This window comes from Klebsiella sp. GB_Kp047, from assembly GCF_040065235.1.
Classification (GTDB): domain Bacteria; phylum Pseudomonadota; class Gammaproteobacteria; order Enterobacterales; family Enterobacteriaceae; genus Klebsiella; species Klebsiella quasipneumoniae.
Window position 1 is genome coordinate 357,980 of the sequence record NZ_JBEAJG010000001.1, and the last position, 25,392, is coordinate 383,371.

Here is a 25,392-nt window from a genome sequence, read left to right on the forward strand (position 1 = left end):
ACCGGTCTTTTCATTAAGGTGACCCATGCTCAGGCCCAACGCCGTCCATCTTGCCGTCTGCCTCCTGCCGCTGGCCCTCGCGGGCTGCGGCGAACCTGCCGATCATGACGATCCCCGCACCCGGCCGCCGCTGGTGCGGGTGGCGACCGTCGAGCGCGCGGAGGCCAGCTCGCGGGCCTTTACCGGCGTGGTGGTCGCTCGTACCCAAAGCGATCTCGGCTTCCGGGTATCGGGAAAAATCCTTGCCCGGCTGGTTGAGACCGGGCAGAGCGTCCGGCGCGGTCAACTGCTGCTGCGCCTGGATCCGGCTGATCTAACCTTGCAGGCGCAGTCCCAACAGCGGGCGGTCGACGCCGCGCGGGCGCGAGCCAAAAAAGCGGCCAACGATCTGGCCCGCTATCGCGGCCTGGTGGCCAGCGGCGCCGTCTCGGCGGCGGAGTTCGACCAGATCAACGCGACGGCAGAGGCGGCGAGAGCCGATCTCAGCGCGGCCCAGGCGCAGGCAAACGTGGCGCAAAACGCCACCGACTATGCCGGACTGCTGGCGGATGCCGACGGCGTGGTGGTGGAAACGCTCGCCGAGCCGGGACAGGTGGTCAGCGCCGGGCAGGTGGTGATCCGTCTGGCGCGGGCAGGGCAGCGCGAAGCGCGGGTGCAGCTTCCGGAGACGCTGCGCCCAGCGGTCGGCAGCGAGGCGCTGGCGACACGCTATGGCAGCGAATCTCAGCCGGTCACCGCGACCCTGCGGCTGCTTTCGGACGCGGCTGACGCCGCCACCCGCACCTTTGAAGCGCGCTATGTGCTGAACGGCGCGCTGGCGAATGCGCCGCTGGGGTCAACCGTGACCCTGCGTATCAGCAGCGACCAGGGGCCAGGCGAGGTGCTGGAGGTGCCCCTGGCGTCGGTCTACGATCCGGGCAACGGCCCTGGCGTCTGGCGCATTGCATCGCGCCCGGCCACCGTCTCCTGGCAACCGGTGACGGTGATCGGCCTGAATGATGAAACGGCGCGGGTGACCGGCCCGCTGAAGCCCGGGGAGCCCATCGTCGCCCTGGGCGCCCATCTTCTGCACCAGGGCGAGACGGTGCGGCTGGCGGAACGACGCGAGCATGATGCCGACGGGAGTCAGCCATGAGCGGCGGGCGTTTTAATCTCTCCGCGCTGGCCGTCCGCGAGCGGTCGGTAACCCTGTTTTTAATTATCCTTATCTCGGTCGCCGGGCTGGTGGCCTTCTTCGGGCTCGGGCGGGCGGAAGATCCGCCCTTCACGGTCAAGCAAATGACGGTCATCACCGTCTGGCCGGGCGCCACCGCGCAGGAGATGCAGGATCAGGTCGCCGAGCCGCTGGAAAAACGGCTCCAGGAGCTGAAGTGGTACGATCGCACCGAGACCTATACCCGTCCCGGGATGGCGTTAATCACCTTATCGCTGCAGGATCAGACGCCGCCTTCCGAGGTGCCGGAGCAGTTTTATCAGGCGCGCAAAAAGCTCGGGGATGAGGCGAAAAACCTGCCTGCCGGCGTCTCCGGCCCGATGATGAATGACGAATTCGCCGATGTCACCTTTGCCCTCTTTGCCCTGAAAGCGCGGGGAGAGCCGCCGCGGCAGCTGGTGCGTGACGCCGAAGCCCTGCGTCAGCAGCTGCTGCATGTACCTGGGGTGAAAAAAGTGAATATTCTCGGCGAACAGGCGGAGCGCATTTATCTCTCCTTTTCTCATGACCGTCTCGCCACCCTGGGGCTCTCGCCGGAGGCGATTTTTGCCGCGCTGAACAATCAGAATGTGCTGACCGCCGCCGGGGCCATTGAGACCCGTGGCGGGCAGATCTTTATCCGCCTCGACGGGGCGTTCGACCGCCTGCAGCAGATCCGCGACACGCCGATTATTGCCGGGGGCAGAACGCTGAAACTCGCCGATGTCGCCACGGTTGAGCGGGGGTATGAAGATCCTGCTACCTTCCTGATCCGCAATCAGGGCGAACCGGCGCTGCTGCTGGGGGTGGTGATGCGCGAGGGCTGGAATGGTCTGGCGCTGGGGAAAGCGCTGGACGCCGAAACGGACAGCATCAATCAGAGCCTGCCGCTCGGCATGTCGTTGGCCAAAGTGACCGATCAGTCGGTGAATATCAGCGCGGCGGTCGATGAGTTCATGATCAAATTTTTTGTCGCTCTGTTGGTGGTGATGGCGGTGTGCTTTGTCAGCATGGGCTGGCGCGTGGGGGTGGTGGTCGCGGCGGCGGTGCCGCTCACCCTGGCCGTGGTGTTCGTGGTGATGGCCGCCACCGGTAAAAACTTTGACCGCATCACCCTCGGCTCGCTGATCCTCGCCCTGGGGCTGCTGGTGGATGATGCCATTATCGCCATTGAAATGATGGTGGTCAAAATGGAGGAGGGGTATGACCGCCTCAAAGCCTCCGCCTATGCCTGGAGCCACACCGCGGCGCCCATGCTGGCCGGCACCCTGGTGACGGCCGTGGGTTTTATGCCTAACGGGTTTGCGCAATCCACCGCCGGGGAGTATGCCAGCAACGTGTTCTGGATCGTCGGTATCGCGCTGATTGCCTCCTGGATCGTGGCGGTGATTTTTACCCCCTGGCTGGGCGTACACCTGTTACCGGAGAGGAAGTCCGCGGCGGCAGGCCACGCCGCGCTGTATGACACCCCGCGCTATCAGCGCTTCCGCCGGCTGCTGACCCGGGTTATCGCCGGCAAATGGCGCGTGGCCGCCGGGGTGGTGGTGCTGTTTATGGTGGCGTTACTGGGAATGAGCGTGGTGAAAAAGCAGTTTTTCCCCACCTCCGACCGCCCGGAAGTGCTGGTTGAGGTGCAGATGCCTTACGGGTCGTCGATTATCCAGACCAGCGCCGCGACGGCGAAAATTGAGCGCTGGCTGCAGCAGCAGCCGGAGGCGAAGATTGTCACCAGCTATATCGGCCAGGGCGCGCCGCGCTTTTACCTGGCGATGGCTCCGGAATTGCCCGATCCCTCATTTGCCAAGCTGGTGGTATTGACCGACGGTCCGGCCTCGCGCGAGGCGCTTAAGCTGCGGCTGCGGGAGGCGGTGGCCAATGGCCTTGCGCCGCAGGCGCGGGTGCGCGTCACGCAGTTGGTCTTTGGCCCTTATTCGCCTTATCCAGTCGCCTGGCGGGTGATGGGGCCCGATCCGCACACCCTGCGCGACATCGCCGATCGGGTGAAAGCGGTGCTGCAGGCCAGTCCGCTGATGCGCACCGTCAATAGCGACTGGGGATCGCGGGTACCGGTGATGCATTTCAGCCTCAATCAGGACCGGCTGCAGGCGAGTGGGCTCAGCTCCCAGGCCGTCGCCCAGCAGCTGCAGTTCCTGCTGTCAGGGATCCCCATTACCACCGTCCGGGAGGATATTCGCGCGGTGCAGGTCATCGGCCGCGCGGCGGGCGATATCCGTCTGGACCCGGCGAAAATCGCCGACTTCACTCTCGTAGGCAGCGGCGGGCAGCGGGTTCCTTTGTCGCAGATCGGTGAAGTCGACGTCAGGATGGAAGAACCCCTGCTCCGTCGTCGCGACCGCACGCCGACCATTACCGTCCGGGGAGATGTCGCGGATAACCTGCAGCCGCCGGATGTCTCCAGCGCGCTGATGAAGCCGCTGCAGCCCATTATCGACTCCCTGCCGCCGGGGTATCGCATCGAGACGGCGGGGTCGATCGAGGAGTCAGGCAAAGCCACCCGGGCAATGGTGCCGTTATTTCCGATCATGATCGCCCTCACGCTGCTGATCATTATCCTGCAGGTACGTTCCCTGTCGGCGATGGTCATGGTTTTCCTGACCGCGCCGCTGGGGCTGATTGGCGTGGTGCCGACGCTGCTGCTGTTCAATCAGCCGTTTGGCATCAATGCCCTTGTGGGCCTGATCGCCCTGTCAGGGATCCTGATGCGAAATACGCTGATCCTGATTGGTCAAATCCACCATAACCAGCAGGCGGGGCTCGATCCGTTCCACGCGGTGGTGGAGGCGACGGTGCAGCGAGCCCGTCCGGTTCTGCTGACCGCGCTGGCGGCGATCCTGGCGTTCATTCCGCTGACGCATTCGGTTTTCTGGGGGACGCTCGCCTATACGCTGATTGGCGGGACGCTGGGGGGAACCATCATGACCCTTATCTTCCTGCCGGCCATGTATGCGATCTGGTTCCGCATCCGCCCTGAGCGACCGGCTGACGCAGCGCAACGTCCGGCGCTGGATCCTCAGGGGTAATTCCCCTTTGCCGGACCGGGCCAGGACACGCGGTCAGGCCCGGCCCCGGGCTGCGTCAGGCAGATAAGGATACCGGGACCGCACGGCTGCGCTGTTGATCTTTTTCCAGCCGGTCGAGGCAATCGAGGCTAATGGCAGAGGGCGAGGTGGCGCCGGTGAGGGTCATGGTGACCTTCATATCCTCGGCAAATAAGCGCAGCAGATGCGCCACGCCCGCTTCGCCCGCGGCGGCGAGGGCATAAATATAGGCCCGACCAAGCAGGACTCCCTTCGCGCCGAGGGCCAGCAGGCGAATAACGTCCACGCCGGAGCGCACTCCGGAGTCGGCAAGGACCGTCAGATCGTCGCCGACCGCATCCGCCACCCGCGGCAGCGCCCGGGCGGTGGGGATGGCGCCATCGAGCTGTCTGCCGCCGTGATTGGAGACCACAATGCCATCGGCGCCCAGCCGCACGGCATTGCGCGCATCGTCGGCATCGAGGATCCCTTTAATGATCAGCTTTCCTGGCCAGCTGTCGCGGATCCACTCCAGATCGTGCCAGGCGATGGACGGGTCGAAGTTGTTGCTGATGAACCCCATATAGTCATCCATGGTCATTTTGTGGCCGGTATAGGCTTCGATGTTACCGAACGACAGGGGTCTGCCCGCCAGGCCGACGTTCATTGCCCAGCGCGGGTGGGTGCAGGCCTGAAGATACTGTCGCAAGGTGGCGTGCGGCCCGGACATTCCTGAACGGTTATCGCGATACCGTGAGCCGGGGATCGGCATATCGACAGTGAATACCAGGGTTTTCATGCCGGCAGCCCAGGCGCGTTCCAGGGCATTACGCATATAGCCGCGATCTTTCAGTACGTACAGCTGGGACCAGAGCGCGCCGCTGGCGTGGCTCGCCACCTCCTCAATGGAGCAGACCGACACGGTGGACAGAGTGTAAGGGATCCCGGCGCGGGAGGCGGCGCGGGCCGCCTGGACTTCGCCGCGGCGGGCGTACATTCCGGTGGCCCCGACCGGCCCCAGCGCCACGGGCATCGCCCATGGGGCATCAAGGATGGTGGTGGCCAGCGTCGGCTCACCCGCTCCGCACAGCACGCGCTGGCGAAGGGCTACCGAGGCGAGCTCGGCGGCATTAGCGTTCATGGTATTTTCTGCCACCGCGCCACCGTCAATATAGTCAAAAAGGAAACGTGGCAGACGGCGACGAGCGGCTTCGCGATAATCGCTGGGGGCTGAAACAATCATGATTATATCCTTATGTCTTTTAACCTAAGTGGATGTTCTGCAGGCAAAAAAACTATAGGCTTCTAAAAGGCGGTGGGGAAATGAAATATTAGCATCCAAGCCATTCCCTAATGGAATAAACTGGATTTGTCGCTTAAATGGTTATTTCTTTTTTTTGCCTTGGGCACGCGCGTTATTTTTATTTATTTCCGCAAAGCGTGAATTCGGGCCAAATAAAAGACCCGATGTGGTGCTACAGCGTTTTGCGCTATCGCCATAGCAAGGAAGCGTGGTCAGCTCGGCGCCTGCGTTTTCCGGGAGGTGTAAAGAAGGTGATTTTGAAATTGAGCAGATGCTATCTTTTGCTAGCCTTTCTGAGGAGGACAGACGGAGCGACACCATGAAAGATAAAGATGAACAAACGGCATTGATTGGCATGGCTATCGGCGCGGCGGTCATTAGCTTAGTGGCGACCCAAAAGCAGATTAATCAGGGGAGTATCGTGGATGAGCTGGTGCGGCTGGGCAGACAGAAGGGGGATGGGGTGGAGGATGAAGTTTTTGTCCAGGCCGCCCGCCTGGTGAGAAAAGGAACTTAGCCAACCGATAGCCTTCCTGGCTACCCGCTTTATCGCGGTTTATCTCCCCCCGATCGCGGCCACGTCCCCCGCCAGGCCGCGACCCCCCTGCCGAAAGCGTTGCGCCTTGACGCTTTCTGCTTACGCTTTCTCATTCCGCAGGCCAGCGCCTGTTCAGCGCGCATGGCTGCTTAGTGACGCCGTCACTTTTTTGGTTTCTACGACAAGGTTAATCAGGAAGGTGGTCTGCTGCTATCGCATAAATCGGTATTTTCGATACATCTTTGCCATTGCGTGCGGTGATAGAACGATATCAGAATTAAATATTATAAATCATATGATTAGGTCCAACTTGCGCACCCTGATAATCCCCGGGCAAGGGTCTATGCTTATAAAAAGCGCTAATTGGGGCAATACCCCTGCTGGAGAAGGGTTGAAGTGATAATCATTATCACTAACATGGCGGTATGCCTTGATGGCGCCAACCTGGAGGTCTATCGATGGAAGTACAAGCAGGAACCTTTAATCCCGCCGATTTCAGCTGGCAGGGACTGACCATGACGCCGGCCGCTGCCGCGCATATTCGCGATCTGATGCGCAAGCAACCGGATAAAAAGGGGCTACGGCTGGGTATTAAAACCAGCGGCTGCGCCGGTTTTGGCTATGTGCTCGAAATGATTGCCGAGCCGGCGCCCGACGATCTGCTCTTTGAATCTGAAGGGGCGAAGCTGTACGCGCCGCTGCAGGCGATGCCGTTCATTGACGGTACGGAGCTGGATTACGTCCGGGAAGGATTAAATGAAATCTTTAAATTTCATAACCCGAAAGCGCAGCACGAATGCGGCTGCGGCGAAAGTTTTGGGGTGCAGGCGGAGTAACTATGTCGCGTAATACTGAAGCAACAGACGATGTCAAAACCTGGACCGGCGGCCCGCTCAATTATAAAGAGGGCTTTTTCACTCGCCTGCAGACCGATGAGCTGGCCAAAGGCATTAATGAAGAAGTGGTTCGCGCCATCTCCGCCCGCCGCAATGAGCCGCAGTGGATGCTGGAGTTCCGGCTCAATGCCTACCGGGCGTGGCTGGAGATGGAAGAGCCGCACTGGCTGAAGGCGCATTACGATAAGCTGAATTATCAGGATTACAGCTACTATTCCGCCCCCTCCTGCGGCAACTGCGATGAGACCTGCGCCTCCGAGCCCGGCGCGGTGCAGCAGACCGGGGCCAACACCTTCCTGACCAGCGAGGTGGAAGAAGCCTTTAACCAGCTGGGCGTACCGGTGCGCGAAGGGCGCGAGGTGGCGGTGGACGCGATATTCGACTCGGTGTCGGTGGCGACCACCTACCGTGAAAAGCTGGCGGAGCAGGGGATCATCTTCTGCTCTTTCGGCGAGGCGATCCACGATCATCCGGAACTGGTGAAAAAGTATCTGGGTACCGTGGTGCCGGGCAATGACAACTTCTTTGCCGCGCTGAACGCCGCGGTGGCTTCGGATGGCACCTTTATCTATGTGCCGAAGGGCGTCCGCTGTCCGATGGAGCTATCGACCTATTTCCGCATCAACGCCGAAAAGACCGGCCAGTTTGAACGTACCATTCTGGTGGCCGATGAAGGCAGCTACGTCAGCTACATCGAGGGCTGCTCGGCGCCAGTGCGCGACAGCTATCAACTGCACGCCGCGGTGGTGGAGGTCATCATCCATAAAGACGCGGAAGTGAAATACTCCACGGTGCAGAACTGGTTCCCGGGGGACAACAACACCGGAGGGATCCTCAACTTTGTCACCAAGCGCGCTCTGTGCGAAGGGGAGAACAGCAAAATGTCATGGACCCAGTCGGAAACCGGCTCGGCCATCACCTGGAAATACCCCAGCTGCATCCTGCGCGGCGATAACTCGATCGGCGAATTCTTTTCGGTGGCGCTGACCAGCGGCCATCAGCAGGCGGACACCGGCACGAAAATGATCCATATCGGCAAGAACACCCGCTCGACCATCATCTCGAAAGGGATCTCCGCCGGACACAGCCAGAATAGCTATCGCGGGCTGGTCAAAATCATGCCGACCGCCACCAATGCCCGCAACTATACCCAGTGCGATTCAATGCTGATCGGCCCGGACTGTGGGGCGCATACCTTCCCCTATGTCGAATGTCGCAACAACAGCGCTCAGCTGGAACACGAAGCGACCACCTCGCGGATCGGTGAGGACCAGCTGTTCTACTGCCTGCAGCGCGGGATCAGCGAAGACGATGCCATCTCGATGATCGTCAACGGCTTCTGTAAAGACGTCTTCTCCGAACTGCCGCTGGAGTTCGCCGTAGAGGCGCAAAAATTGCTGGCCATTAGCCTTGAGCATAGCGTCGGCTGATAATTAAGGAAAAAAGATGTTAAGTATTCAAGATTTACATGTCGCCGTCGAAGATAAAGCGATCCTGCGCGGGCTGAACCTTGAGGTGCGTCCGGGGGAGGTCCACGCCATTATGGGGCCAAACGGCTCGGGGAAAAGTACGCTTTCGGCCACTCTGGCCGGGCGCGAAGATTACGAGGTCACCGGCGGCAGCGTCGAATTTAAGGGCAAAAACCTGCTGGAGCTCGCCCCGGAAGATCGCGCCGGGGAAGGCATCTTTATGGCCTTCCAGTATCCGGTGGAGATCCCCGGCGTCAGCAACCAGTTCTTCCTGCAGACTGCGCTGAATGCCGTACGCAGCTATCGCGGCCAGGAGCCGCTGGATCGCTTCGATTTCCAGGACCTGATGGAAGAGAAAATTAAGCTGCTGCAGATGCCGGAAGATCTGCTGACCCGTTCGGTGAACGTGGGTTTCTCCGGCGGCGAGAAAAAGCGCAACGACATTCTGCAGATGGCGGTGCTTGAGCCGGAGCTGTGCATTCTCGATGAATCGGATTCCGGGCTGGACATCGATGCTCTGAAAATCGTCTCCCAGGGCGTGAACGCGCTGCGCGACGGCAAACGCGCCTTCATCATCGTCACCCACTATCAGCGCATCCTTGACTATATCAAGCCGGACTATGTCCATGTGCTCTATCAGGGGCGGATTGTGAAGTCGGGGGATTTCACCCTCGTCAAACAGCTGGAGGAGCAGGGCTATGGCTGGCTTACCGAACAGCAGTAACGCGCTGCAGCAGTGGCACCATCTGTTTGAAGCGCAGGGCGACCAGCGTACGCCGGAGGCCAGCCAGCATCTGCAGCAGCTGTTGCGCCTGGGGCTGCCGACGCGCAAGCAGGAGGACTGGAAATACACCCCGCTGGACGCGCTACTTAACGGCCGCTTCGTCGCCGAGGAGGGGGCGTCGCTCAGCGCCGAACAGCGTGACGCGCTGGCGCTGCCGCTGGACGCCTGGCGTCTGGTGTTTATCGACGGCCGCTATCATCCTGAGCTGAGCGACGATCTCGCCGCCAGCGGCGTGGAGGTTAGCGTTGATAACCAGCGCCAGCATCTGCCGGATGCCCTGCAGCCGGAAGTGTTTCTCCATCTGACCGAAAGCCTGGCGCAGTCGGTGACCCGCCTTCGCGTGCCGCGCAACCGTCGCCTGGATAAGCCGCTGCTGCTGATGCATATCACCCGCGGCCTGGCCGGCGATGCGCTGAATACCGCCCACTATCGTCACCATCTGACGCTGGAGAGCGGGGCGGAGGCGACGATTGTCGAGCATTACCTCAGTTTCGATGAGCAACCGCACTTCACCGGCGGGCGGCTGACCATGACGGTGGCGGACAACGCACGCCTGCAGCACATCAAGCTGGCGTTCGAGAACGCGCATAGCTACCACTTCGCCCATAACGACCTGCAGCTGGGCCGCGACGCCTCGGCCTTCAGCAGCAGTTTCCTGCTCGGCGGCCAGGTGCTGCGTCACCACACCAGCACGCGTCTGGGCGGCGAAAATAGCGACCTGCGCCTTAATTCGCTGGCGATGCCGGTAAAAAATGAGGTCTGCGACAGCCGCACCTGGCTGGATCACCAGGTGGGGTACTGCACCAGCCGCCAGCTGCACAAAACCATCGTCAGCGATAAGGGCCGGGCGGTGTTTAACGGGCTGATCAACGTCGCGCCGCACGCGCTGAAAACCGACGGGCAGATGACCAACAACAATCTGCTGCTCGGGCGGCTGGCGGAAGTCGACACCAAACCGCAGCTGGAGATTTACGCCGATGACGTGAAATGCAGCCACGGGGCGACGGTCGGGCGCATAGACGAAGAACAGCTGTTCTATCTGCGCTCGCGCGGAATTGAACATCAGGCGGCGCAGCAGATGATCCTCTACGCCTTCGCCGCCGAGCTTACCGAAGCTATCCGCAGCGACGCGCTCAGAGAGCAGGTGCTGGCGCGAATTGGAGAGCGTTTGCCGGGAGGCACAGCATGACATTTTCAGTAGAACGGGTTCGCGCCGATTTTCCGGTGCTGAGCCGGGAGGTCAACGGCCAGCCGCTGGTCTATCTTGACAGCGCCGCCAGCGCCCAGAAACCGGAGGCGGTGATCGGCGCCGAAGCGGAATTCTATCGTCACGGCTACGCGGCGGTGCATCGTGGGATCCATACCCTCAGCGCGGAAGCCACCGCGCGGATGGAAGCGGTGCGCCAGCAGGCGGCCACTTTCCTTAACGCCGGATCGGCGGAGGAGCTGGTATTCGTGCGCGGCACCACCGAGGGCATCAACCTGGTGGCCAACAGCTGGGGAAATGCCAACGTCGGCGCTGGGGATAACATCATCATCAGCGAGATGGAGCACCACGCCAACATCGTACCGTGGCAGATGCTCTGCGCCAGGGTGGGGGCTGAGCTGCGGGTGATTCCCCTCAACCCGGACGGCACCCTGCAGCTGGACGTGGTTCCCGGGCTGTTTGACCAGCGTACCCGCTTGCTGGCGATCACCGAAGTCTCCAACGTGCTGGGCACCGAAAACCCGCTGTCGGCGCTGATTGCCCTTGCGCATCAGCATGGCGCGAAAGTACTGGTGGACGGTGCTCAGGCGGTGATGCACCACCCGGTGGACGTTCAGGCGCTGGGTTGTGATTTTTATGTCTTCTCCGCCCACAAATTGTATGGTCCGACCGGGATCGGCGTGCTCTACGCCCGGGCCGAGCTGCTGCAGACCATGGCGCCTTGGGAAGGGGGCGGGTCGATGATCGCCACCGTCAGCCTGACGGAGGGCACCACCTGGAACCAGGCGCCGTGGCGCTTTGAGGCCGGCACGCCGAATACCGGCGGGATCATTGGCCTCGGCGCCGCGCTGAGCTACGTCAGCCAACTGGGACTGACGCAGATCGCCGAATACGAGCAGACGCTCATGCGCTACGCGCTGGAGGCCCTGCGCGCGGTGCCGGACCTGATCCTCTACGGTCCGGCGCAGCGCAAAGGGGTGATTGCCTTTAACCTCGGCCAGCATCACGCCTATGACGTCGGCAGCTTCCTCGATAACTACGGGATCGCCGTGCGGACCGGGCACCACTGCGCCATGCCGTTGATGGCCCGCTATCAGGTACCGGCCATGTGTCGGGCGTCGCTGGCCATGTACAATACCACGGAAGAGGTGGACCGCCTGGTGGCCGGCCTCCAGCGGATCCACAAACTATTAGGGTAAAGGACGTGACGATGACGGCATTACCGGACAAAGATAAACTGTTGCGCAATTTTAGCCGTTGCGCCAACTGGGAAGAGAAGTATCTTTATATCATTGAGCTGGGCCAGCGGCTGGCGCCGCTGAGCGACGCGGAGCACAGCCCGCAGAATATTATTCAGGGCTGTCAAAGCCAGGTATGGATCGTGATGGCGCAGGATCCTTCCGGCGTTGTCACCCTGCGCGGCGACAGCGATGCGGCGATTGTCAAAGGGCTGATTGCGGTGGTGTTTATCCTTTATGACCGGATGACCGCCCAGGACATCGTCGAGTTCGACGTCCGCCCGTGGTTTGAAAAAATGGCTCTCACCCAGCATCTTACCCCCTCCCGCTCGCAGGGCCTCGAAGCCATGATCCGCGCGATACGCGCGAAAGCCGCAAATATTAGCTAGAATAAACAGGTAGATTTCATTCTGTTACGTCCGGCAGGGCGCTGACCCTGCCGCCGTTCAGTCTCCTGGCGTTTTATCAGCGAAAGAAGGAATCTCAGTATGAAACGCAAAACGATGATCACCTTAGCCCTTCTCAGCGCCCTTGGCGCCTCCCCGGCCGCCTGGGCCGTCGACTACCCGCTGCCTCCGGCTAACAGCCGGCTGATTGGCCAGAACCAGTACTGGACGGTTCAGGAGAGCGATCGCAACCTGCAGGCGATTGCCCGCCATTTCGATACCGCGGCGATGCTGATCCTCGAAGCCAACGATACCATTGCGCCGGTGCAGCCGAAGCCCGGGACCCAGGTGCTGATCCCTTCGCAGATGCTGCTGCCTGACGCGCCGCGGGAGGGGATTGTCGTCAACCTCGCGGAGCTGCGGCTGTACTACTTCCCGCCGGGAGAGAATCAGGTCCAGGTTTATCCCCTGGGCATCGGCCAGTTAGGACTGGAAACCCCGGAGATGACCACCCGCGTCGGGCAGAAGATCCCTAACCCGACCTGGACACCCACCGCCGGCATCCGTGCGCGCTCGCTGGAGAAAGGGGTGACGCTGCCGGCGGTGGTGCCGGCCGGGCCGAATAACCCGCTGGGTCGCTATGCGCTGCGTCTGGCCTACGGTAACGGCGAATATCTCATCCACGGGACTAACGCCCCGGACAGCGTTGGGCTGCGCGTCAGCTCGGGCTGTATGCGGATGAACGCTGATGACATCAAGGCGCTGTTCAGTCAGGTGAAAACCGGGACGCCAGTGCGGATCATCAATCAGCCGGTGAAGTTTGCCGTCGAACCGGATGGTAAACGCTACGTAGAGGTCCACAGGCCGCTGTCGCAGACGGAAGGGGAAAACACCCGGACCATCGCTTACACGCTGCCAGCGGCGTTTCACGCCTTCGCAGAGGATAAAGCGGTGGATGACCAGCAGTTGAAAAAAGCGATGTCGAGAAGGGCGGGCTATCCGGTGGTGGTATCGACGGGGGCGGGGAGCGCGGCGACGTCGCTGTCGGCGCAGAACAGTTCGTCTGATAACGGCCTGCTCACCCAGTAGCCGTCAGCGCGAGGGCAAAAAAAATGGCGCACTGAGTGCGCCATTTTTATTACCAGAACTCTTACTTACGGTAAGAGTGAGCCTGGTTGTCCAGACGCTGGTTAGCGCGAGCTGCGTCGTCTTTAGCAGCCTGAACGTCGGAACGCATTGCGTTCACGTCGTTGCTCAGCTGGTCAACTTTAGCGTTCAGAGTCTGAACGTCAGAAGACAGCTGATCGATTTTAGCATTGCTGGAGCAACCAGCCAGCAGAGTAGAACCCAGGATTACCGCGCCCAGTACCAGTTTAGTACGATTCATTATTAATACCCTCTAGATTGAGTTAATCTCCATGTAGCGTTACAAGTATTACACAAACTTTTTTGGGATGAGAATATTTTTTTTACCTGAACGCACTTATTTTTGATCGTTCGCTCAAAGAAGCATCGAATTGGTCAAAATCGCTGAAAAAGGCGAGTGAAAACAGCGCGCTTCCATCGGATTCATCTTAGATAATCTCTTATTAAATAGTAAATTCCGATTTGCATTTTTAATAGGAAGAGCTAGCCGATGAATAAAAAAAAGCGCCCCGAGAGGCGCTTTATTAAAAAAAACCAATTAACCTGTAAATTATTACAGCACGTGCACGGAAGCGGTATTAGTGGTGCCGCTCGGGACTAATGCGCCAGAGACCATCACTACCACGTCGCCTTTGCGCGCGAGGCCGCTCTTCAGCGCCAGATCTTTGCCCAGGTGATAGAAGTCATCAGTAGAGGCAATCTCTGTCACCAGCTGCGGCACAACGCCTTTGCTCAGCACCAGCTGGCGAGCGGTGGTTTCGTTGGTGGTCAGCGCCAGGATGGTGGCATCCGGGAAGTATTTGCGCACAGCGCGTGCGGATTTACCGCCCTGGGTGGCGACGACGATCAGCGGTGCTTCCAGTTTCTCAGCGGTTTCTACCGCGCCGCGGCACACCGCTTCGGTGATGCGAAGTTTACGGTTGTCGTTGTTGAAATCCAGACGGCTGGTCATGACGCGGTCGGTACGTTCGCAGATAGTCGCCATGATGGTGACCGCTTCCAGCGGGTATTTACCTTTCGCGGATTCGCCGGACAGCATCACCGCATCGGTGCCGTCGAGGATGGCGTTGGCCACATCGCCGGCTTCAGCGCGGGTCGGACGCGGGTTCTTGATCATGGAGTCCAGCATCTGGGTAGCGGTGATAACCACTTTGCGCGCGCGGATACATTTTTCGATGATCATTTTCTGCGCGAAGATAACTTCTTCAACCGGGATCTCAACGCCCATGTCGCCACGAGCAACCATGATGCCGTCAGAGGCTTCGAGGATTTCGTCGAAGTTGTTCAGGCCTTCCTGGTTTTCGATTTTGGAGATGATCTGGATGTTTTCGCCGCCGTGGGCTTTCAGGTGCTCACGGATCTCGACGACGTCGGAACGCTTACGGATGAAGGAGGCCGCGACGAAGTCCACGCCCTGTTCGCAACCGAAGATCAGATCCTGTTTGTCTTTTTCCGCCAGCGCCGGCAGGGCGATAGAGACGCCCGGCAGGTTCACGCCTTTGTTCTCGCCAAGGTCGCCGTTGTTCAGCACTTTACAGATAACTTTGTTGCCTTCGATAGCGGTCACTTCCATGCCGATCAGGCCATCGTCTACCAGAACGGTGTTGCCGACGCTCAGGTCAGAGGTGAAGCCTTCATAGGTTACCGCTACGATTTCGCTGTTGCCGATAACGGATTTATCGGTGGTGAAGGTGAAAGTCTGGCCCGCTTTCAGGGAGACGTCGTTGCCGCCTTCCAGCTTGATGGTACGAATTTCCGGTCCTTTGGTGTCCAGCAGAATAGCGGCTTTCTTACCGGTTTTGCTCATCACATTGCGCAGGTTCTGGATGCGCTGACCGTGTTCCGCATAGTCACCGTGAGAGAAGTTCAGACGCATCACGTTCATGCCGGCTTCCAGCATTTTGGTCAGCATCTCTTCAGATTCGGTTTTCGGACCGATGGTGCAAACAATTTTGGTCTTTTTCATGACAGTTTTAGTCTTTAAGTTGTGAAGGATATGGAATTCTCGCTCCGCGGGCGCACTGCCGGGGAGCCAAACCTGTATTACGAAAGTTGCTAAGCCACGCCCTAAGGATAGGTGACAACCCTGAAGCGTGCAGAAGAATGTGTGCTGGCGGTTCAGCCCATGAAATGTGGCAAGGTGTTATGCGTTTTATCATGCAGTCCAATGCGCTGAAACCATTCAAGAAAGAATCGAAGCGCATTATACGCTGCCGAAATCAAAAAGGAAAATAAAAACCTCGTTTCAAATTATGGACAAAACGCGTAACAAAACCGGCACGTTATGCATAAAACTACGCAACACAATATTTCATCAGGCGGCATGAAAAGGGGTGTAAGAAAGGGATTTTACTGACATCATGAGGCGCTAAAATACCCCATTGAGCCGTTAACGGTGGGATGATTTGCGTTGCCGGAAAAATCTATCAATAATGATTTGATTGATAATGAGAAAATGCGAGCCAGACTCAATGGGAAATAAAGCGAAAGACGACGAGCTGTACCAGGAAATGTGCCGCGTGGTGGGCAAAGTGGTGCTGGAGATGCGTGACCTTGGTCAGGAGCCAAAACACATTGTCATCGCCGGCGTGTTGCGCACCTCGCTGGCGAACAGCAAAATCCAGCGTTCACCGCTCACCGAGGAGGCGATGGCGAAGGTCATTCACGCCCTCTCCGGACACTGACGCCTTTCGCCGGCGGGTCAGGAAATCACAAAGCGGACCACCGCCCGGACGGCAATGTCGCAGTGGTGGGCCACCATCGCTTCATCGTCAATGGCGGGCAGCGGATCGTCAAGGTACAGACTGCTGAAGGTGTAGAAATTCGACACCTGATAAAAGCTGAAGCTGCTGATCAACCGGTGGACATCGCGCGCTTCCAGCCCCGCCTGAAAGACGCCCTGCTGTTGGCCGCGTTGCAAAATGTCTTCCAGAATCGACAGGGCGGTTCGATTCAGCGGCTTCAGATCCCCTGAGGCCTTCAGCCACTTGCCGCGCTGCATGTTCTCCATGCAAATCACCCGCATATAGTCCGCATGGGTGGCGTGATAGCGCACGCTCCAGCGCACCAGCCGCACCAGCGCCTCTACCGGCGGCACATTCTCCAGCCCCAACTGCTGCTCGGTTTCGCGGATCCGCGCATACACATGCTGCAGCACCTCCTGATAGAGCTGCTCTTTGCTTTTGAAGTAGTAGACCACCATGCGCTTGGTGGTCTGCGCCTCGGTGGCGATCTGCTCCATGCGGGCGCCTGACAGCCCGTGTTCGGCAAAGACGGCGATAGCGGCGCTGAAGATCCGCTCCTTCAGAGATTGTGCTTCATCATGAGCAACGACGGTCATGGCAACTCCTTTTTCTTGGGTGACAAAAAATACACATAATGATCACAATTTAGCAACCTGGTATGGCGCAAATGAACCAAATGATACATATTCAAGACTCACGTCAGCTATTGACCCGAGGACCTTATGCTGCGCTCTATCGCCACCGTTTCGATTTCCGGCACCCTGCCAGAGAAGCTGCACGCTATTGCGGCGGCGGGCTATCAGGGTGTGGAAATTTTCGAGAACGATCTGCTCTATTATACGGGGACGCCGGCGGAAATCCGCCAGCTGGCCGCCGATTTAGGGTTAAAAATCACGCTTTTTCAACCCTTTCGCGATTTTGAAGGCGCCAGCCGGGCGCAGTTTGCGGCCAATATGACCCGCGCCAGACGCAAATTTGCGCTGATGCGCGAGCTGGGCTGCGACACGCTGCTGTTGTGCAGCAATGTGCAGCCGGACTGCTCGGCGGATAGCGAACTGCAGGTGGCGGACCTGCGGGCGCTGGCCACGCTGGCGGAAGAGGAGGGGATCGTAATCGGCTATGAGGCGCTGGCCTGGGGAACCCATGTGAACCGCTGGCATCAGGCCTGGGAGCGGGTGCAGCAGGTGGACAGCCCGGCGCTGGGCCTGGTGCTCGACAGCTTCCATATCCTGGCCCGGGGCGACACCCTCGACGCGCTGCCATCGGTGCCGGTGGAGAAAATCACCTTCGTTCAGCTCGCCGATGCGCCGTATATGAAAATGGATCTCCTGGAGTGGAGTCGCCATTTCCGCTGCTTCCCCGGGCAGGGGGAGCTGCCGCTGGAGGCGTTTGCCGAGCAGATCACCCGCTGCGGCTATCGCGGTCCCTGGTCGCTGGAGATCTTTAATGACGGTTTTCGCGCCTCGCCAAACGGCGCGACGGCCAAAGATGGTTATCGTTCGCTGCTGTGGCTGGAGGAGCAGACTCGACGCCGGCTCCCGGCGTGCGATGCCGATCTGTTTTCACCGCCGCCGTTGCCGAACTATCACGGGCTGGAGTTTATTGAATTCGCCGCCAGCGTCGCCGAGGCGCAGCGCCTGGGGCAGCATCTGCAGGCTTTGGGTTTTCAGCACGAGGGAAGCCACCGCTCCAAACAGGTCACGCTGTGGCGCAACGGCGGGGCGCGGATCGTGATTAACCATCAGCCCCACAGCTGGGCCGATCACTTTTATCAACGCCATGGGGTATCGCTCTGTGCGATGGCGCTGCGGGTCGACAGCAGTGCGCCGATTGTCGCTCGCGCCCGCGCGCTGGGGTATGCCACCTGGCAGGGCGACGCCGGGCCGAACGAGACGCCGATCCCGGCGATCTGCGCCCCTGACGGCAGCCTGGTCTATCTGATCGACGCCGGAGAGGCGATCTACGAGCGCGATTTTCTCCTGCGCGACGGTTTGACGGTCCGCGAAGATTACCTCGGTATCGACCATCTGGCGCTGGGGATGGAGGCAGACAGCCGCGACAACTGGGTGATGTTCTTCCGCACGGTGTTTGGCTTTACCCTTGAACATGAGCAGACGCTGCCGGACCCCTATGGACTGGTGCGCAGTCTGGCGGTGCGCAGCCCGCAGGGCGATATCCGCCTGGCGCTGAATATCTCCCAGAGCCGGGCGACGCAGATCGCCCGATCGGTCGCCTGCTACCAGGGGGCGGGGCTGCAACATGCCGCCTTTGCCTGCCGCGATCTGCCGGCCACCTGCGACCAGCTCGCCGCGGTTGCCGGCCATGCGCTGCCGATCCCGGCCAATTACTATGACGATCTGCTGGCGCGTTTTGGCGGCGAGTTGGACGTCGGGCAGCTCCAGCGGCGGCAGCTTCTCTACGACCGCGATCCGCAGGGCGGGGCGTTCCTGCACCTGTATACCCGGCCCTTCACCGCCGGGCGCTTCTTCTTTGAATTAACCGAACGACGGGCAGGCTACGCGCTCTATGGCGCGGCGAATGCGGCCGTCCGCCTGGCGGCGATGCAGTATTGTTAGCCTGAATCAAATGGTTCATTATGCCTGAAACACAATAACAACACCCTCTGTACCCGAGACAGGAACTGACTATGAGCTCATATAGCCCTAACCCGACGGCTGCCGCCCAGCCGGCCGTCACCGCGCGCCGCTCCCGGCGGCGCATCGGCATTCTTGCGCTGCTGGCCATCGGCACCATGATCAACTACCTCGACCGCACCGTGCTGGGGATCGCCGCCCCAAAGCTCACCGCTGAGCTGGAGATCGATCCAGCGATCATGGGGATACTTTTCTCCGCTTTCGCCTGGACCTACGCCCTGGCGCAAATCCCCGGCGGGCTGTTTCTTGACCGCTTTGGCAACAAAGTCACCTATTTTCTGTCGCTGACCCTGTGGTCGCTGTTTACCCTGTTCCACGGCATGGCGGTGGGGCTGAAAACGCTGCTGCTGTGCCGTTTCGGGCTTGGCGTCAGCGAAGCGCCGTGCTTTCCGGTCAATAGCCGGGTGGTCAGCGCCTGGTTCCCGCAGCAGGAGCGCGCGAAGGCCACGGCGGTGTACACCGTGGGGGAGTATCTTGGGCTGGCCTGCTTTGCCCCGCTGCTGTTCTGGATCATGGATGGCTTCGGCTGGCGGGTGCTGTTCGTCAGCGTCGGCGCGGTTGGCATTCTGTTTGCCCTGGTGTGGTGGCGCTGCTACCGCGAACCGCATGAAGATCCTCGTCTCAGCCAGCAGGAGCGTGAGCATATCGAAAACGGCGGCGGCCTGAGCGCCCCGACGGACCAGCAGGTGGCGTTCAGCTGGCCGCTGGTCCGCCAGCTGCTGAGCAAACGCCAGATCATCGGCGCCAGCATCGGTCAGTTTGCCGGCAATACCGTGCTGGTGTTCTTTCTCACCTGGTTCCCGACCTGGCTGGCCACCGAACGCCATATGCCGTGGCTGAAGGTTGGTTTCTTTTCCATCCTGCCGTTTGTCGCCGCCGCCGGTGGGGTGATGTTTGGCGGCTGGATCTCCGACAAGCTGCTCAAAGCCACCGGGTCGGCCAACCTGGGGCGTAAGCTGCCGATCGTCGCTGGCCTGCTGATGGCCAGCTGTATCATCTCCGCCAACTGGCTGCAGAGTGACCTGGCGGTGATCCTGGTGATGTCGTTTGCCTTTTTTGGCCAGGGGATGGTGGGCCTCGGCTGGACGCTGATCTCCGACATCGCCCCGAAGGGGCTGGGCGGACTTACCGGTGGCCTGTTCAACTTTTGCGCCAACCTCGCGGGGATCCTCACCCCGCTGGTGATCGGCGTTATCGTCGCCGGGTTCGGCAATTTCTTCTACGCGTTGATCTACATCGGCGGCGCCGCGCTGCTGGGTGTGGTGGCCTATCTGTTTATCCTCGGCGACGTCAAACGTATCGAGTTATCGTAGTAAACAAAGGAGCAAGGCATGGTGATTAGTGGGAATACGCGGCTGATAGCGCATCTTGGCTATCCGACCGCCAGTTTTAAGGCGCCGATGATCTACAACCCTTGGTTTGTCGACCAGCAGGTGGACGTGAAGGTGGTGCCGATGGGGGTCAAACCGGAGGACTATGCCGCGTTTATTCCGCCGCTGTTTACGATGACCAACATCATCGGCGCGCTGGTGACGATGCCGCATAAAATCGCCACCTGCGAGCTGGTGCAGCGCCTGAGCCCGACGGCGGCTATCGCCGGCGCCTGTAACGCCATCCGTCGCGAGGCGGACGGCAGCCTCTCCGGGGACATGTTCGATGGCGACGGCTTTGTGCTGGGCCTGCGCCGCAAAGGATTTCATCCTGAGGGGACGCGGGCGCTGGTGGTCGGCAACGGCGGAGTGGGGTCGGCTATCGCCGCCTCTCTCGCGGCGGCAGGGGTTAGCGCTCTGACCCTGTACGATACCCGACCGGAGGTGGCGCACGCTCTCGCCGGACGGCTGCATCAGCACTATCCGCAGCTCGATATCACCCTGATGCAGCGCGATCCGGCCGGACACGAGCTGGTGGTTAACGCCACGCCGCTGGGGATGAAGGTCAGCGATCCGCTGCCGCTGGACGTGGACCGTCTGGCGCCTGGCACCTGGGTGGGGGAGGTGGTGATGACCCAGGAGTATACCCCGCTGCTGAGGGCCGCCCAGGCGCGACAGTGCCCCATCCAGCGCGGGACCGACATGCTGTTTGAAATGATCCCCGCCTATCTGCGCTTTTTCGACCTGCCGGTAGCCACCCCTGAACAGCTCCGGGCGCTGGCGGAAATTCGCTACTGACGTGGCGGCAAACCGGGTAATATAGCGCTATATTATCCGGTTTATAGCGACGATCTATAATGTCCACTCCTCTCACGCTGCTGGCGGCGGGAAGCCTGAAAAGCGCTTTTCTGCCGCTGGTGGCGTACTTTCAGCAGCAGACTGGCCTGGCGGTCGATGCGCAGTTTGGCCCTGCCGGCCTGCTGCGCGAGCGGATCGAGGCCGGGACCCCGTGCGCGGTTTTTGCTTCCGCCAACGCGGCGCACCCGCAGGCGCTGCTCCAGGCGGGTCTGGCGCAGGAATGCCAGGGATTTGCCGGCAACCAGCTGATGCTGACCGCCAGGCGGTCGCCGGACAACGATGGCCTGGACTGGCTGGCGCTGCTCAGCACGCCCCGCCTGCGGCTGGCGACCTCCACGCCGGGCTGCGATCCGTCAGGAGATTATACCTGGCAGCTGTTTGCCCGAATCGAGGCGCGCTATCCAGGGTTGGGCAACGCGATGGCCGGGCGGGCGCAGCCGCTGGTCGGCGGCAGAGACTCACTGAGCGTGCCGCCGGGAGAGATAGCCGGCGCGTGGCTCATTCGCCAGAATCTGGCGGATCTGTTTATTGGCTACGCGCACTATGCCCCCGCGCTGGCCTCCTGCGACGATCTGCGTACCCTGACCATCCCGGCAGCGTGGAATATTCGCTGCGATTACCAGTTGGCGCGCCTCAGTGCCGATCCCGCCGCGCTGGCCCTGTATCGCTTTATCCTCGGCGACGTTGGCCAGGGGTATCTCCGGCAGGCGGGTTTTATGCCGTTCAGCGACGCAGAGTAAACCCCGGCGCCAGCAGAGGGGAGGCGGACGCGGGATGGTAGATCAGACGTACCGGCAGGCCGTATGCTTGCCGGAGGTGCGTTTCGCTCAGCACTTCGGCAGTCTCGCCCGCCAGCCACTGGCCCTCCGGCAGAAGCAGCAGCGTATGGCTGGCCACCTGTAGCGCATGATTCGGATCATGGGTGGTGAACAGGACGGTGCGCGTCTGGCGGTGAGCGAGGTCGTCGATCAGCTGGAGCACCACCTGCTGGTTACCGAGATCCAGCGCCGAGCAGGGCTCATCCAGCAGGATATTCTGACTGGCGCTGACCAGCGCGCGGGCAATCAGCACCAGCTGCTGCTGGCCGCCGGAGAGCGCGTCGAAGTCATCCCCGGCCAGGGCGGCAATCCCCAGCTGCGCCAGCGCCTGCTCAACCCGCCGGGCATCCTCCTCGTCCGGCTGGGCAAAGAGATCCACGTGCCGGGCGCGGCCCATCAGCACCACATCGCTCACTCGCCAGCGGAAAGCGGGACGAAACGACTGCGGAACCAGGGCGACGCCGCCCTCGCACTGCGCCCGGCCGCTCAGCGGTGGCAGCACGCCGGTCAGGGTATCCAGCAGAGTACTTTTTCCCCGGCCATTGGCGCCCAGCACCGCCCAGATCTCGCCGGGACGGCAGGCCAGCGTGAGCGGGGCGAAGAGCGGCTGACGGTGGCCGTAACGTAGCGCTTCCAGCGACAATGAGCGGTTCATTGGAGCGTATTCCGGCGTCGGGATTGCACCAGCAACAAGGTAAACAGCGGCGCGCCGAGCAGGGCTGTGATGATCCCGATCGGGATCTCCGCCTGCGTCAGCGTGCGCGCCATATCGTCCACCACCAGCATCAGGGCGGCGCCGAGCCAGAAGGCGGCGGGCAGCAGGCGACGATGGTCGGCGCCCACCAGCAGACGGGCGAGGTGCGGGACCACCAGTCCCATCCAGGCGATGCTGCCGCTGACCGCCACTTGCGCTGCCACCAGCACCGCGCAGCAGACCAGCACGGCGCGACGCAGCGCGGCCACCGGAACGCCAAGACTGCGGGCATCGCGCTCCTCCAGCGCCAACAGATTGATTCGCCAGCGCAGCTTCCACAACACCCCGGCGGCCACCGCCATGGGCAGGATCATGAGCAGTACCTTATGCCAGCTGGCGGTTGCGAAGCTGCCGAGCAGCCAGAAGACAATGTTCGGTAACGTCTCTTCGCTGTCGGCGAGGTACTGCATCAGGCTGACCAGCGCGGCGAAGAAGCCGCTGAGGATGATCCCGGACAGAATCAGCCCCAGCGTGCTGTCCCGCCCCTGCAGGGCGGCGAGGGCGTAAATCAGCCCCAGTGCGACGAGACCAAAGAAAAAGGTCGAGGCCATCATCAGCAGGCCGCCGACGCCCAACAGGATCGCCAGCGTGCCGCCGAAGGCGGAGCCAGAGGTCACTCCGATGATGTGCGGGTCGACCAGCGGGTTCTGGAACACGCCCTGTAAGGTGGCGCCGCACAGCCCCAGCGCGCCCCCGGCCAGCAGAGCCATGACCACGCGCGGCAGGCGAACCGACCAGACGATCTGTCCGATCACCCCTTCGCCTGGCGGGAGATGGATCAGGGTGTGGCCAACGGCGCTCAGGCTTAACGGGAACTGGCCGAAACAGAGAGAGGCGACCGCGATCGCCAGCGTCGCCAGCGCCAGGCTACCCTGCAACAGCCAGGGACGGTGGTTAGCGGGCATCTGGCGTCCACGCTACGCGGTAAAAGCGTTGATAGTAATCCCTGGCTTGACTGTCCACATCGATGTTCTGGTAACGCGAAGGGTAGAGTTTTTTCGCCATCCACAGCTCGCCCAGCGCCAGGGCCTCCGGCATCGGGTAACCCCAGGCTTTGGCGTACTCCGGCATCAGCCACACGCGGTGATGTTTCACCGCATCGATCGCCTGCCACTGCGGGTCGTTCTCTATCTGTTTGACCACCTGCGGATAACGGTCCTGGACGAAGATCACCTGCGGGTTCCACGCCAGCACCTGCTCCAGCGACACCTGACGGGCGCCTGTTACGCTGGCGGCCGCCACGTTCAGCGCCCCGGCGTGCGCCATCATCAGACCGGTGTATTTGCCGGCGCCGTAGGTATTCAGATCGGGGTTGGCCATATACACCCGCACCCGCTGGTTCTGGGGAATATCGGCCACCGGCGCATTGGCTTGCTTACGCGCCTCAAAGGTGTAGTGAATCAGCGCCTCGGCCTCGGGCTGGCGTTCGACGACCTCGCCGATAAGGCGGATCCCCTCTACCAGTCCGGCGTTATAGGCCTGCTCCTCGTCAGCCATGGTGGGGTTCATTTTACTTTTTTCCCCAGCGGCATCCTGGCGCAGCGAAATGGCCACCACCGGGATCCCGGCCTGTTGGATCTGCGCGATCATCGCCGGCGGCGCATAGTTGGCGACGAAAACCACCTGCGGACGCAGCGCCAGCAGGCTTTCAATATTGACCTGAGTGAGATCGCCCGGGGTCGCCAGTTGCCCGATCTCGGGCATAAAGCGGGCGAACTGCGGCCCGAGCTGTTTCTTCCAGCTGCTTAAGACGCCGACGATATCCTCAGCGGCATGCAGTTGCACCAGCAGGTTGAGCGTCTGATGCTGCAGAACCACGACGCGGGTGACGTGGTTGGGGAGGGTGACCTGGCGACCCAGCTGGTCGGTGACAGTGCGGTCGGCGAAGGCCTGACCGGTGAACAGGCTGGCGCTGAGCAGCGTCAGGCCCAGCAGTATGGGGTGTTTTGGCATGATCTGGCCCGAATGGCGTGAAAAATTCGTTGTGTATTAAATTATATAACGACGCCGGGCGCAATGGTTGATCGCGTTTACCCTCACTACGATCAAGGCATTTCGTACCACACTTCTTGATCCTCCATGCGCGCCTCTATCTGGCCCGCCACCCTCTGCAGCGTAGAGAGATGCTTTTGCGCCGCCTGCTCAATGGTCATGGCGCTGGCGATATAGACCAGGTTGAGGCAGCCGATGACCCGCTGCTGGCTGCAGACCGGCACGGCGATAGAGGCGATTTTCTCCTCCTGCCGCCAGCCGCGGAAGTTTTCTCCATAGCCGTTCTGGCGGGTGCGGGCGAGGATCGCCGCCAACCGCTCCGGCTCACGGGCCAGCTGATACTCCGCTTCCGGACGGGCGGCCAGCATGCTGACGATGGCGTCGCGCTCCGCGTCGGGAGCAAAGGCCAGCCACGTCAGACCGGAGGCGGTGAGCAGCAGCGGCAGTCGCCGTCCGACCATCGCCCGGTGAAACGACAGTCGGCTGAAGCGGTGGGTAGTCTCGCGCACCACCATGGCGTCGACGTCGAGGGTGGTGATGTCCGTCGGCCACTGTACTTCGCGCAGCAGCTCACCGAGCAGCGGCGTGGCGAGGGCAGAAATCCAATGTTCGTCACGAAATCCGTCGCTCAGCTGGCGGACGTTAATGGTCAGACGAAAGCTGTCATCGGAGCGGCTGCGGCGGACAAAACCCTCCTCCTGTAGCGTCTCCAGCAGCCGGCGCACGGTGGTGCGATGCAGGCCGCTAAACTCCGCCAGCAGGCCCGGCGTCGCGCCGCCGTCGAATTTATTTAACAATTTTAATAACAATAAACCCCGGCTTAATCCGCGCACCGTTTTGTACGCTGTGGACCCATCGTCATGCATCAAACCCTCCTGAAAACGCTTTATAAACAGCGCTGTGCACCTGGTGCACATTCGATGATGTTTTGATTGTAGCCGAAAACCCCCGCCCTATACTCAGCCCATTATAAAAATACGTTTACACATGATTAACAAATGGCCT

The 25,392-nt window shown here is 61.0% G+C and carries 24 protein-coding genes and 1 pseudogene; 16 read left to right on the top strand and 9 right to left on the bottom strand.

From position 1 onward, the window contains the following. Positions 1–25 precede the first annotated feature (25 nt). Both ABLV76_RS01760 and ABLV76_RS01765 read left to right on the top strand, forming a co-directional pair. Positions 26–1,135: an efflux RND transporter periplasmic adaptor subunit gene (locus tag ABLV76_RS01760; RefSeq protein WP_004203094.1), complete on the top strand. Its 1,110-nt coding sequence runs from the start codon at positions 26–28 to the stop codon at positions 1,133–1,135. Further along, positions 1,132–4,233, top strand: coding sequence for an efflux RND transporter permease subunit (locus ABLV76_RS01765; RefSeq protein WP_017900851.1), 3,102 nt, complete (start codon positions 1,132–1,134; stop codon positions 4,231–4,233). Before ABLV76_RS01760 ends, ABLV76_RS01765 begins: the two co-directional genes overlap by 4 nt. A gap of 55 nt (positions 4,234–4,288) precedes the next feature. Here ABLV76_RS01765 and lldD read toward each other — a convergent pair whose 3' ends face one another. After that, entirely contained in the window at positions 4,289–5,473 is a 1,185-nt protein-coding gene (gene lldD / locus ABLV76_RS01770) for an FMN-dependent L-lactate dehydrogenase LldD (RefSeq protein ID WP_017900850.1), read from the bottom strand. 288 nt (positions 5,474–5,761) lie between these two features. Further along, positions 5,762–5,854: pseudogene (locus tag ABLV76_RS01775) on the bottom strand (hypothetical protein); the annotation flags it as partial. Between ABLV76_RS01775 and ABLV76_RS01780 the strand changes: the two are divergent. The 8 genes from ABLV76_RS01780 to ABLV76_RS01815 all read left to right on the top strand — a co-directional run bounded on the left by ABLV76_RS01780 (position 5,853) and on the right by ABLV76_RS01815 (position 13,140). Next, complete coding sequence (locus ABLV76_RS01780) at positions 5,853–6,050, top strand: hypothetical protein (RefSeq protein ID WP_004203090.1); 198 nt, start codon at positions 5,853–5,855, stop codon at positions 6,048–6,050. The pseudogene ABLV76_RS01775 and the gene ABLV76_RS01780 overlap by 2 nt on opposite strands. A 479-nt stretch (positions 6,051–6,529) precedes the next feature. Continuing rightward, the gene (gene sufA / locus ABLV76_RS01785) at positions 6,530–6,907 is read left to right on the top strand and encodes a Fe-S cluster assembly scaffold SufA (RefSeq protein ID WP_004203089.1); all 378 of its coding nucleotides are present in this window, start codon (positions 6,530–6,532) and stop codon (positions 6,905–6,907) included. A 2-nt stretch (positions 6,908–6,909) separates the two neighbouring features. Beyond that, positions 6,910–8,397 carry a Fe-S cluster assembly protein SufB gene (gene sufB, locus ABLV76_RS01790; protein ID WP_002908877.1) on the top strand — a complete coding sequence of 496 codons (1,488 nt, stop codon included), beginning with the start codon at positions 6,910–6,912 and terminating at the stop codon, positions 8,395–8,397. A gap of 16 nt (positions 8,398–8,413) precedes the next feature. Further along, a complete protein-coding gene (gene sufC / locus ABLV76_RS01795; RefSeq protein WP_004203085.1) occupies positions 8,414–9,160 on the top strand; it encodes a Fe-S cluster assembly ATPase SufC in 747 nt (248 codons plus the stop codon). After that, positions 9,135–10,409, top strand: a complete 1,275-nt coding sequence (gene sufD / locus ABLV76_RS01800) for a Fe-S cluster assembly protein SufD (RefSeq protein ID WP_017900848.1) — start codon at positions 9,135–9,137, stop codon at positions 10,407–10,409. Before sufC ends, sufD begins: the two co-directional genes overlap by 26 nt. After that, a complete protein-coding gene (sufS, locus tag ABLV76_RS01805) occupies positions 10,406–11,626 on the top strand; it encodes a cysteine desulfurase SufS (RefSeq protein ID WP_032456245.1) in 1,221 nt (406 codons plus the stop codon). Before sufD ends, sufS begins: the two co-directional genes overlap by 4 nt. A gap of 11 nt (positions 11,627–11,637) precedes the next feature. Further along, positions 11,638–12,054 (top strand): cysteine desulfuration protein SufE, encoded by a 417-nt coding sequence (gene sufE / locus ABLV76_RS01810; protein ID WP_004203081.1) that lies wholly within the window; start codon positions 11,638–11,640, stop codon positions 12,052–12,054. Positions 12,055–12,153: 99 nt separating this feature from the next. Further along, positions 12,154–13,140, top strand: a complete 987-nt coding sequence (locus ABLV76_RS01815; protein WP_004203079.1) for a L,D-transpeptidase family protein — start codon at positions 12,154–12,156, stop codon at positions 13,138–13,140. 61 nt (positions 13,141–13,201) lie between these two features. On the opposite strand, the gene ABLV76_RS01820 is transcribed toward ABLV76_RS01815, so the two are convergent. Continuing rightward, a complete protein-coding gene (locus ABLV76_RS01820) occupies positions 13,202–13,438 on the bottom strand; it encodes a major outer membrane lipoprotein (protein ID WP_002908860.1) in 237 nt (78 codons plus the stop codon). Between the two features lie 312 nt (positions 13,439–13,750). Then, positions 13,751–15,163 carry a pyruvate kinase PykF gene (gene pykF / locus ABLV76_RS01825; RefSeq protein WP_004203076.1) on the bottom strand — a complete coding sequence of 471 codons (1,413 nt, stop codon included), beginning with the start codon at positions 15,161–15,163 and terminating at the stop codon, positions 13,751–13,753. A 137-nt stretch (positions 15,164–15,300) separates the two neighbouring features. Between pykF and ABLV76_RS01830 the strand changes: the two genes are divergently transcribed. Further along, positions 15,301–15,432, top strand: a complete 132-nt coding sequence (locus tag ABLV76_RS01830) for a hypothetical protein (protein WP_004217210.1) — start codon at positions 15,301–15,303, stop codon at positions 15,430–15,432. Between the two features lie 236 nt (positions 15,433–15,668). After that, complete coding sequence (gene fumD, locus ABLV76_RS01835) at positions 15,669–15,881, top strand: fumarate hydratase FumD (protein ID WP_004203074.1); 213 nt, start codon at positions 15,669–15,671, stop codon at positions 15,879–15,881. Positions 15,882–15,898: 17 nt separating this feature from the next. Here fumD and ABLV76_RS01840 read toward each other — a convergent pair whose 3' ends face one another. Next, positions 15,899–16,537 (bottom strand): TetR/AcrR family transcriptional regulator, encoded by a 639-nt coding sequence (locus ABLV76_RS01840; protein ID WP_048324593.1) that lies wholly within the window; start codon positions 16,535–16,537, stop codon positions 15,899–15,901. 126 nt (positions 16,538–16,663) lie between these two features. On the opposite strand from ABLV76_RS01840, the gene ABLV76_RS01845 reads away from it, so the two are divergent. The 4 genes from ABLV76_RS01845 to ABLV76_RS01860 all read left to right on the top strand — a co-directional run bounded on the left by ABLV76_RS01845 (position 16,664) and on the right by ABLV76_RS01860 (position 21,563). Continuing rightward, positions 16,664–18,517 (top strand): sugar phosphate isomerase/epimerase and 4-hydroxyphenylpyruvate domain-containing protein, encoded by a 1,854-nt coding sequence (locus tag ABLV76_RS01845; RefSeq protein WP_017900844.1) that lies wholly within the window; start codon positions 16,664–16,666, stop codon positions 18,515–18,517. Between the two features lie 71 nt (positions 18,518–18,588). After that, positions 18,589–19,908 (top strand): MFS transporter, encoded by a 1,320-nt coding sequence (locus ABLV76_RS01850; protein WP_348878148.1) that lies wholly within the window; start codon positions 18,589–18,591, stop codon positions 19,906–19,908. A gap of 18 nt (positions 19,909–19,926) precedes the next feature. Further along, positions 19,927–20,763 carry a shikimate dehydrogenase gene (locus ABLV76_RS01855; protein WP_032456243.1) on the top strand — a complete coding sequence of 279 codons (837 nt, stop codon included), beginning with the start codon at positions 19,927–19,929 and terminating at the stop codon, positions 20,761–20,763. 56 nt (positions 20,764–20,819) lie between these two features. Next, the gene (locus ABLV76_RS01860; RefSeq protein ID WP_032431073.1) at positions 20,820–21,563 is read left to right on the top strand and encodes a substrate-binding domain-containing protein; all 744 of its coding nucleotides are present in this window, start codon (positions 20,820–20,822) and stop codon (positions 21,561–21,563) included. Here ABLV76_RS01860 and ABLV76_RS01865 read toward each other — a convergent pair. The 4 genes from ABLV76_RS01865 to ABLV76_RS01880 all read right to left on the bottom strand — a co-directional run bounded on the left by ABLV76_RS01865 (position 21,547) and on the right by ABLV76_RS01880 (position 25,253). Then, a complete protein-coding gene (locus tag ABLV76_RS01865) occupies positions 21,547–22,296 on the bottom strand; it encodes an ABC transporter ATP-binding protein (protein WP_032456241.1) in 750 nt (249 codons plus the stop codon). The genes ABLV76_RS01860 and ABLV76_RS01865 overlap by 17 nt on opposite strands. Further along, the gene (locus ABLV76_RS01870) at positions 22,293–23,300 is read right to left on the bottom strand and encodes an iron ABC transporter permease (RefSeq protein ID WP_049092556.1); all 1,008 of its coding nucleotides are present in this window, start codon (positions 23,298–23,300) and stop codon (positions 22,293–22,295) included. The genes ABLV76_RS01865 and ABLV76_RS01870 overlap by 4 nt, the downstream gene beginning before the upstream one ends. Further along, on the bottom strand, positions 23,290–24,348 hold the full coding sequence (locus tag ABLV76_RS01875; protein ID WP_049092555.1) for an ABC transporter substrate-binding protein: 1,059 nt from the start codon (positions 24,346–24,348) through the stop codon (positions 23,290–23,292). Before ABLV76_RS01875 ends, ABLV76_RS01870 begins: the two co-directional genes overlap by 11 nt. Positions 24,349–24,440: 92 nt before the next feature. Beyond that, a complete protein-coding gene (locus ABLV76_RS01880) occupies positions 24,441–25,253 on the bottom strand; it encodes a DNA-binding transcriptional regulator (protein WP_049092554.1) in 813 nt (270 codons plus the stop codon). Positions 25,254–25,392: the final 139 nt, after the last annotated feature.

Excerpts from the sequence above, each read along its gene's own strand:
- ABLV76_RS01760 (WP_004203094.1), top strand. The coding sequence starts at position 26 with ATGCTCAGGCCCAACGCCGTCCATCTTGCCGTCTGCCTCCTGCCGCTG.
- ABLV76_RS01765 (WP_017900851.1), top strand. The coding sequence starts at position 1,132 with ATGAGCGGCGGGCGTTTTAATCTCTCCGCGCTGGCCGTCCGCGAGCGG.
- lldD (WP_017900850.1), bottom strand. The coding sequence starts at position 5,473 with ATGATTGTTTCAGCCCCCAGCGATTATCGCGAAGCCGCTCGTCGCCGT.
- ABLV76_RS01780 (WP_004203090.1), top strand. The coding sequence starts at position 5,853 with ATGAAAGATAAAGATGAACAAACGGCATTGATTGGCATGGCTATCGGC.
- sufA (WP_004203089.1), top strand. The coding sequence starts at position 6,530 with ATGGAAGTACAAGCAGGAACCTTTAATCCCGCCGATTTCAGCTGGCAG.
- sufB (WP_002908877.1), top strand. The coding sequence starts at position 6,910 with ATGTCGCGTAATACTGAAGCAACAGACGATGTCAAAACCTGGACCGGC.
- sufC (WP_004203085.1), top strand. The coding sequence starts at position 8,414 with ATGTTAAGTATTCAAGATTTACATGTCGCCGTCGAAGATAAAGCGATC.
- sufD (WP_017900848.1), top strand. The coding sequence starts at position 9,135 with ATGGCTGGCTTACCGAACAGCAGTAACGCGCTGCAGCAGTGGCACCAT.
- sufS (WP_032456245.1), top strand. The coding sequence starts at position 10,406 with ATGACATTTTCAGTAGAACGGGTTCGCGCCGATTTTCCGGTGCTGAGC.
- sufE (WP_004203081.1), top strand. The coding sequence starts at position 11,638 with ATGACGGCATTACCGGACAAAGATAAACTGTTGCGCAATTTTAGCCGT.
- ABLV76_RS01815 (WP_004203079.1), top strand. The coding sequence starts at position 12,154 with ATGAAACGCAAAACGATGATCACCTTAGCCCTTCTCAGCGCCCTTGGC.
- ABLV76_RS01820 (WP_002908860.1), bottom strand. The coding sequence starts at position 13,438 with ATGAATCGTACTAAACTGGTACTGGGCGCGGTAATCCTGGGTTCTACT.
- pykF (WP_004203076.1), bottom strand. The coding sequence starts at position 15,163 with ATGAAAAAGACCAAAATTGTTTGCACCATCGGTCCGAAAACCGAATCT.
- ABLV76_RS01830 (WP_004217210.1), top strand. The coding sequence starts at position 15,301 with ATGTGTGCTGGCGGTTCAGCCCATGAAATGTGGCAAGGTGTTATGCGT.
- fumD (WP_004203074.1), top strand. The coding sequence starts at position 15,669 with ATGGGAAATAAAGCGAAAGACGACGAGCTGTACCAGGAAATGTGCCGC.
- ABLV76_RS01840 (WP_048324593.1), bottom strand. The coding sequence starts at position 16,537 with ATGACCGTCGTTGCTCATGATGAAGCACAATCTCTGAAGGAGCGGATC.
- ABLV76_RS01845 (WP_017900844.1), top strand. The coding sequence starts at position 16,664 with ATGCTGCGCTCTATCGCCACCGTTTCGATTTCCGGCACCCTGCCAGAG.
- ABLV76_RS01850 (WP_348878148.1), top strand. The coding sequence starts at position 18,589 with ATGAGCTCATATAGCCCTAACCCGACGGCTGCCGCCCAGCCGGCCGTC.
- ABLV76_RS01855 (WP_032456243.1), top strand. The coding sequence starts at position 19,927 with ATGGTGATTAGTGGGAATACGCGGCTGATAGCGCATCTTGGCTATCCG.
- ABLV76_RS01865 (WP_032456241.1), bottom strand. The coding sequence starts at position 22,296 with ATGAACCGCTCATTGTCGCTGGAAGCGCTACGTTACGGCCACCGTCAG.
- ABLV76_RS01870 (WP_049092556.1), bottom strand. The coding sequence starts at position 23,300 with ATGCCCGCTAACCACCGTCCCTGGCTGTTGCAGGGTAGCCTGGCGCTG.
- ABLV76_RS01875 (WP_049092555.1), bottom strand. The coding sequence starts at position 24,348 with ATGCCAAAACACCCCATACTGCTGGGCCTGACGCTGCTCAGCGCCAGC.
- ABLV76_RS01880 (WP_049092554.1), bottom strand. The coding sequence starts at position 25,253 with ATGCATGACGATGGGTCCACAGCGTACAAAACGGTGCGCGGATTAAGC.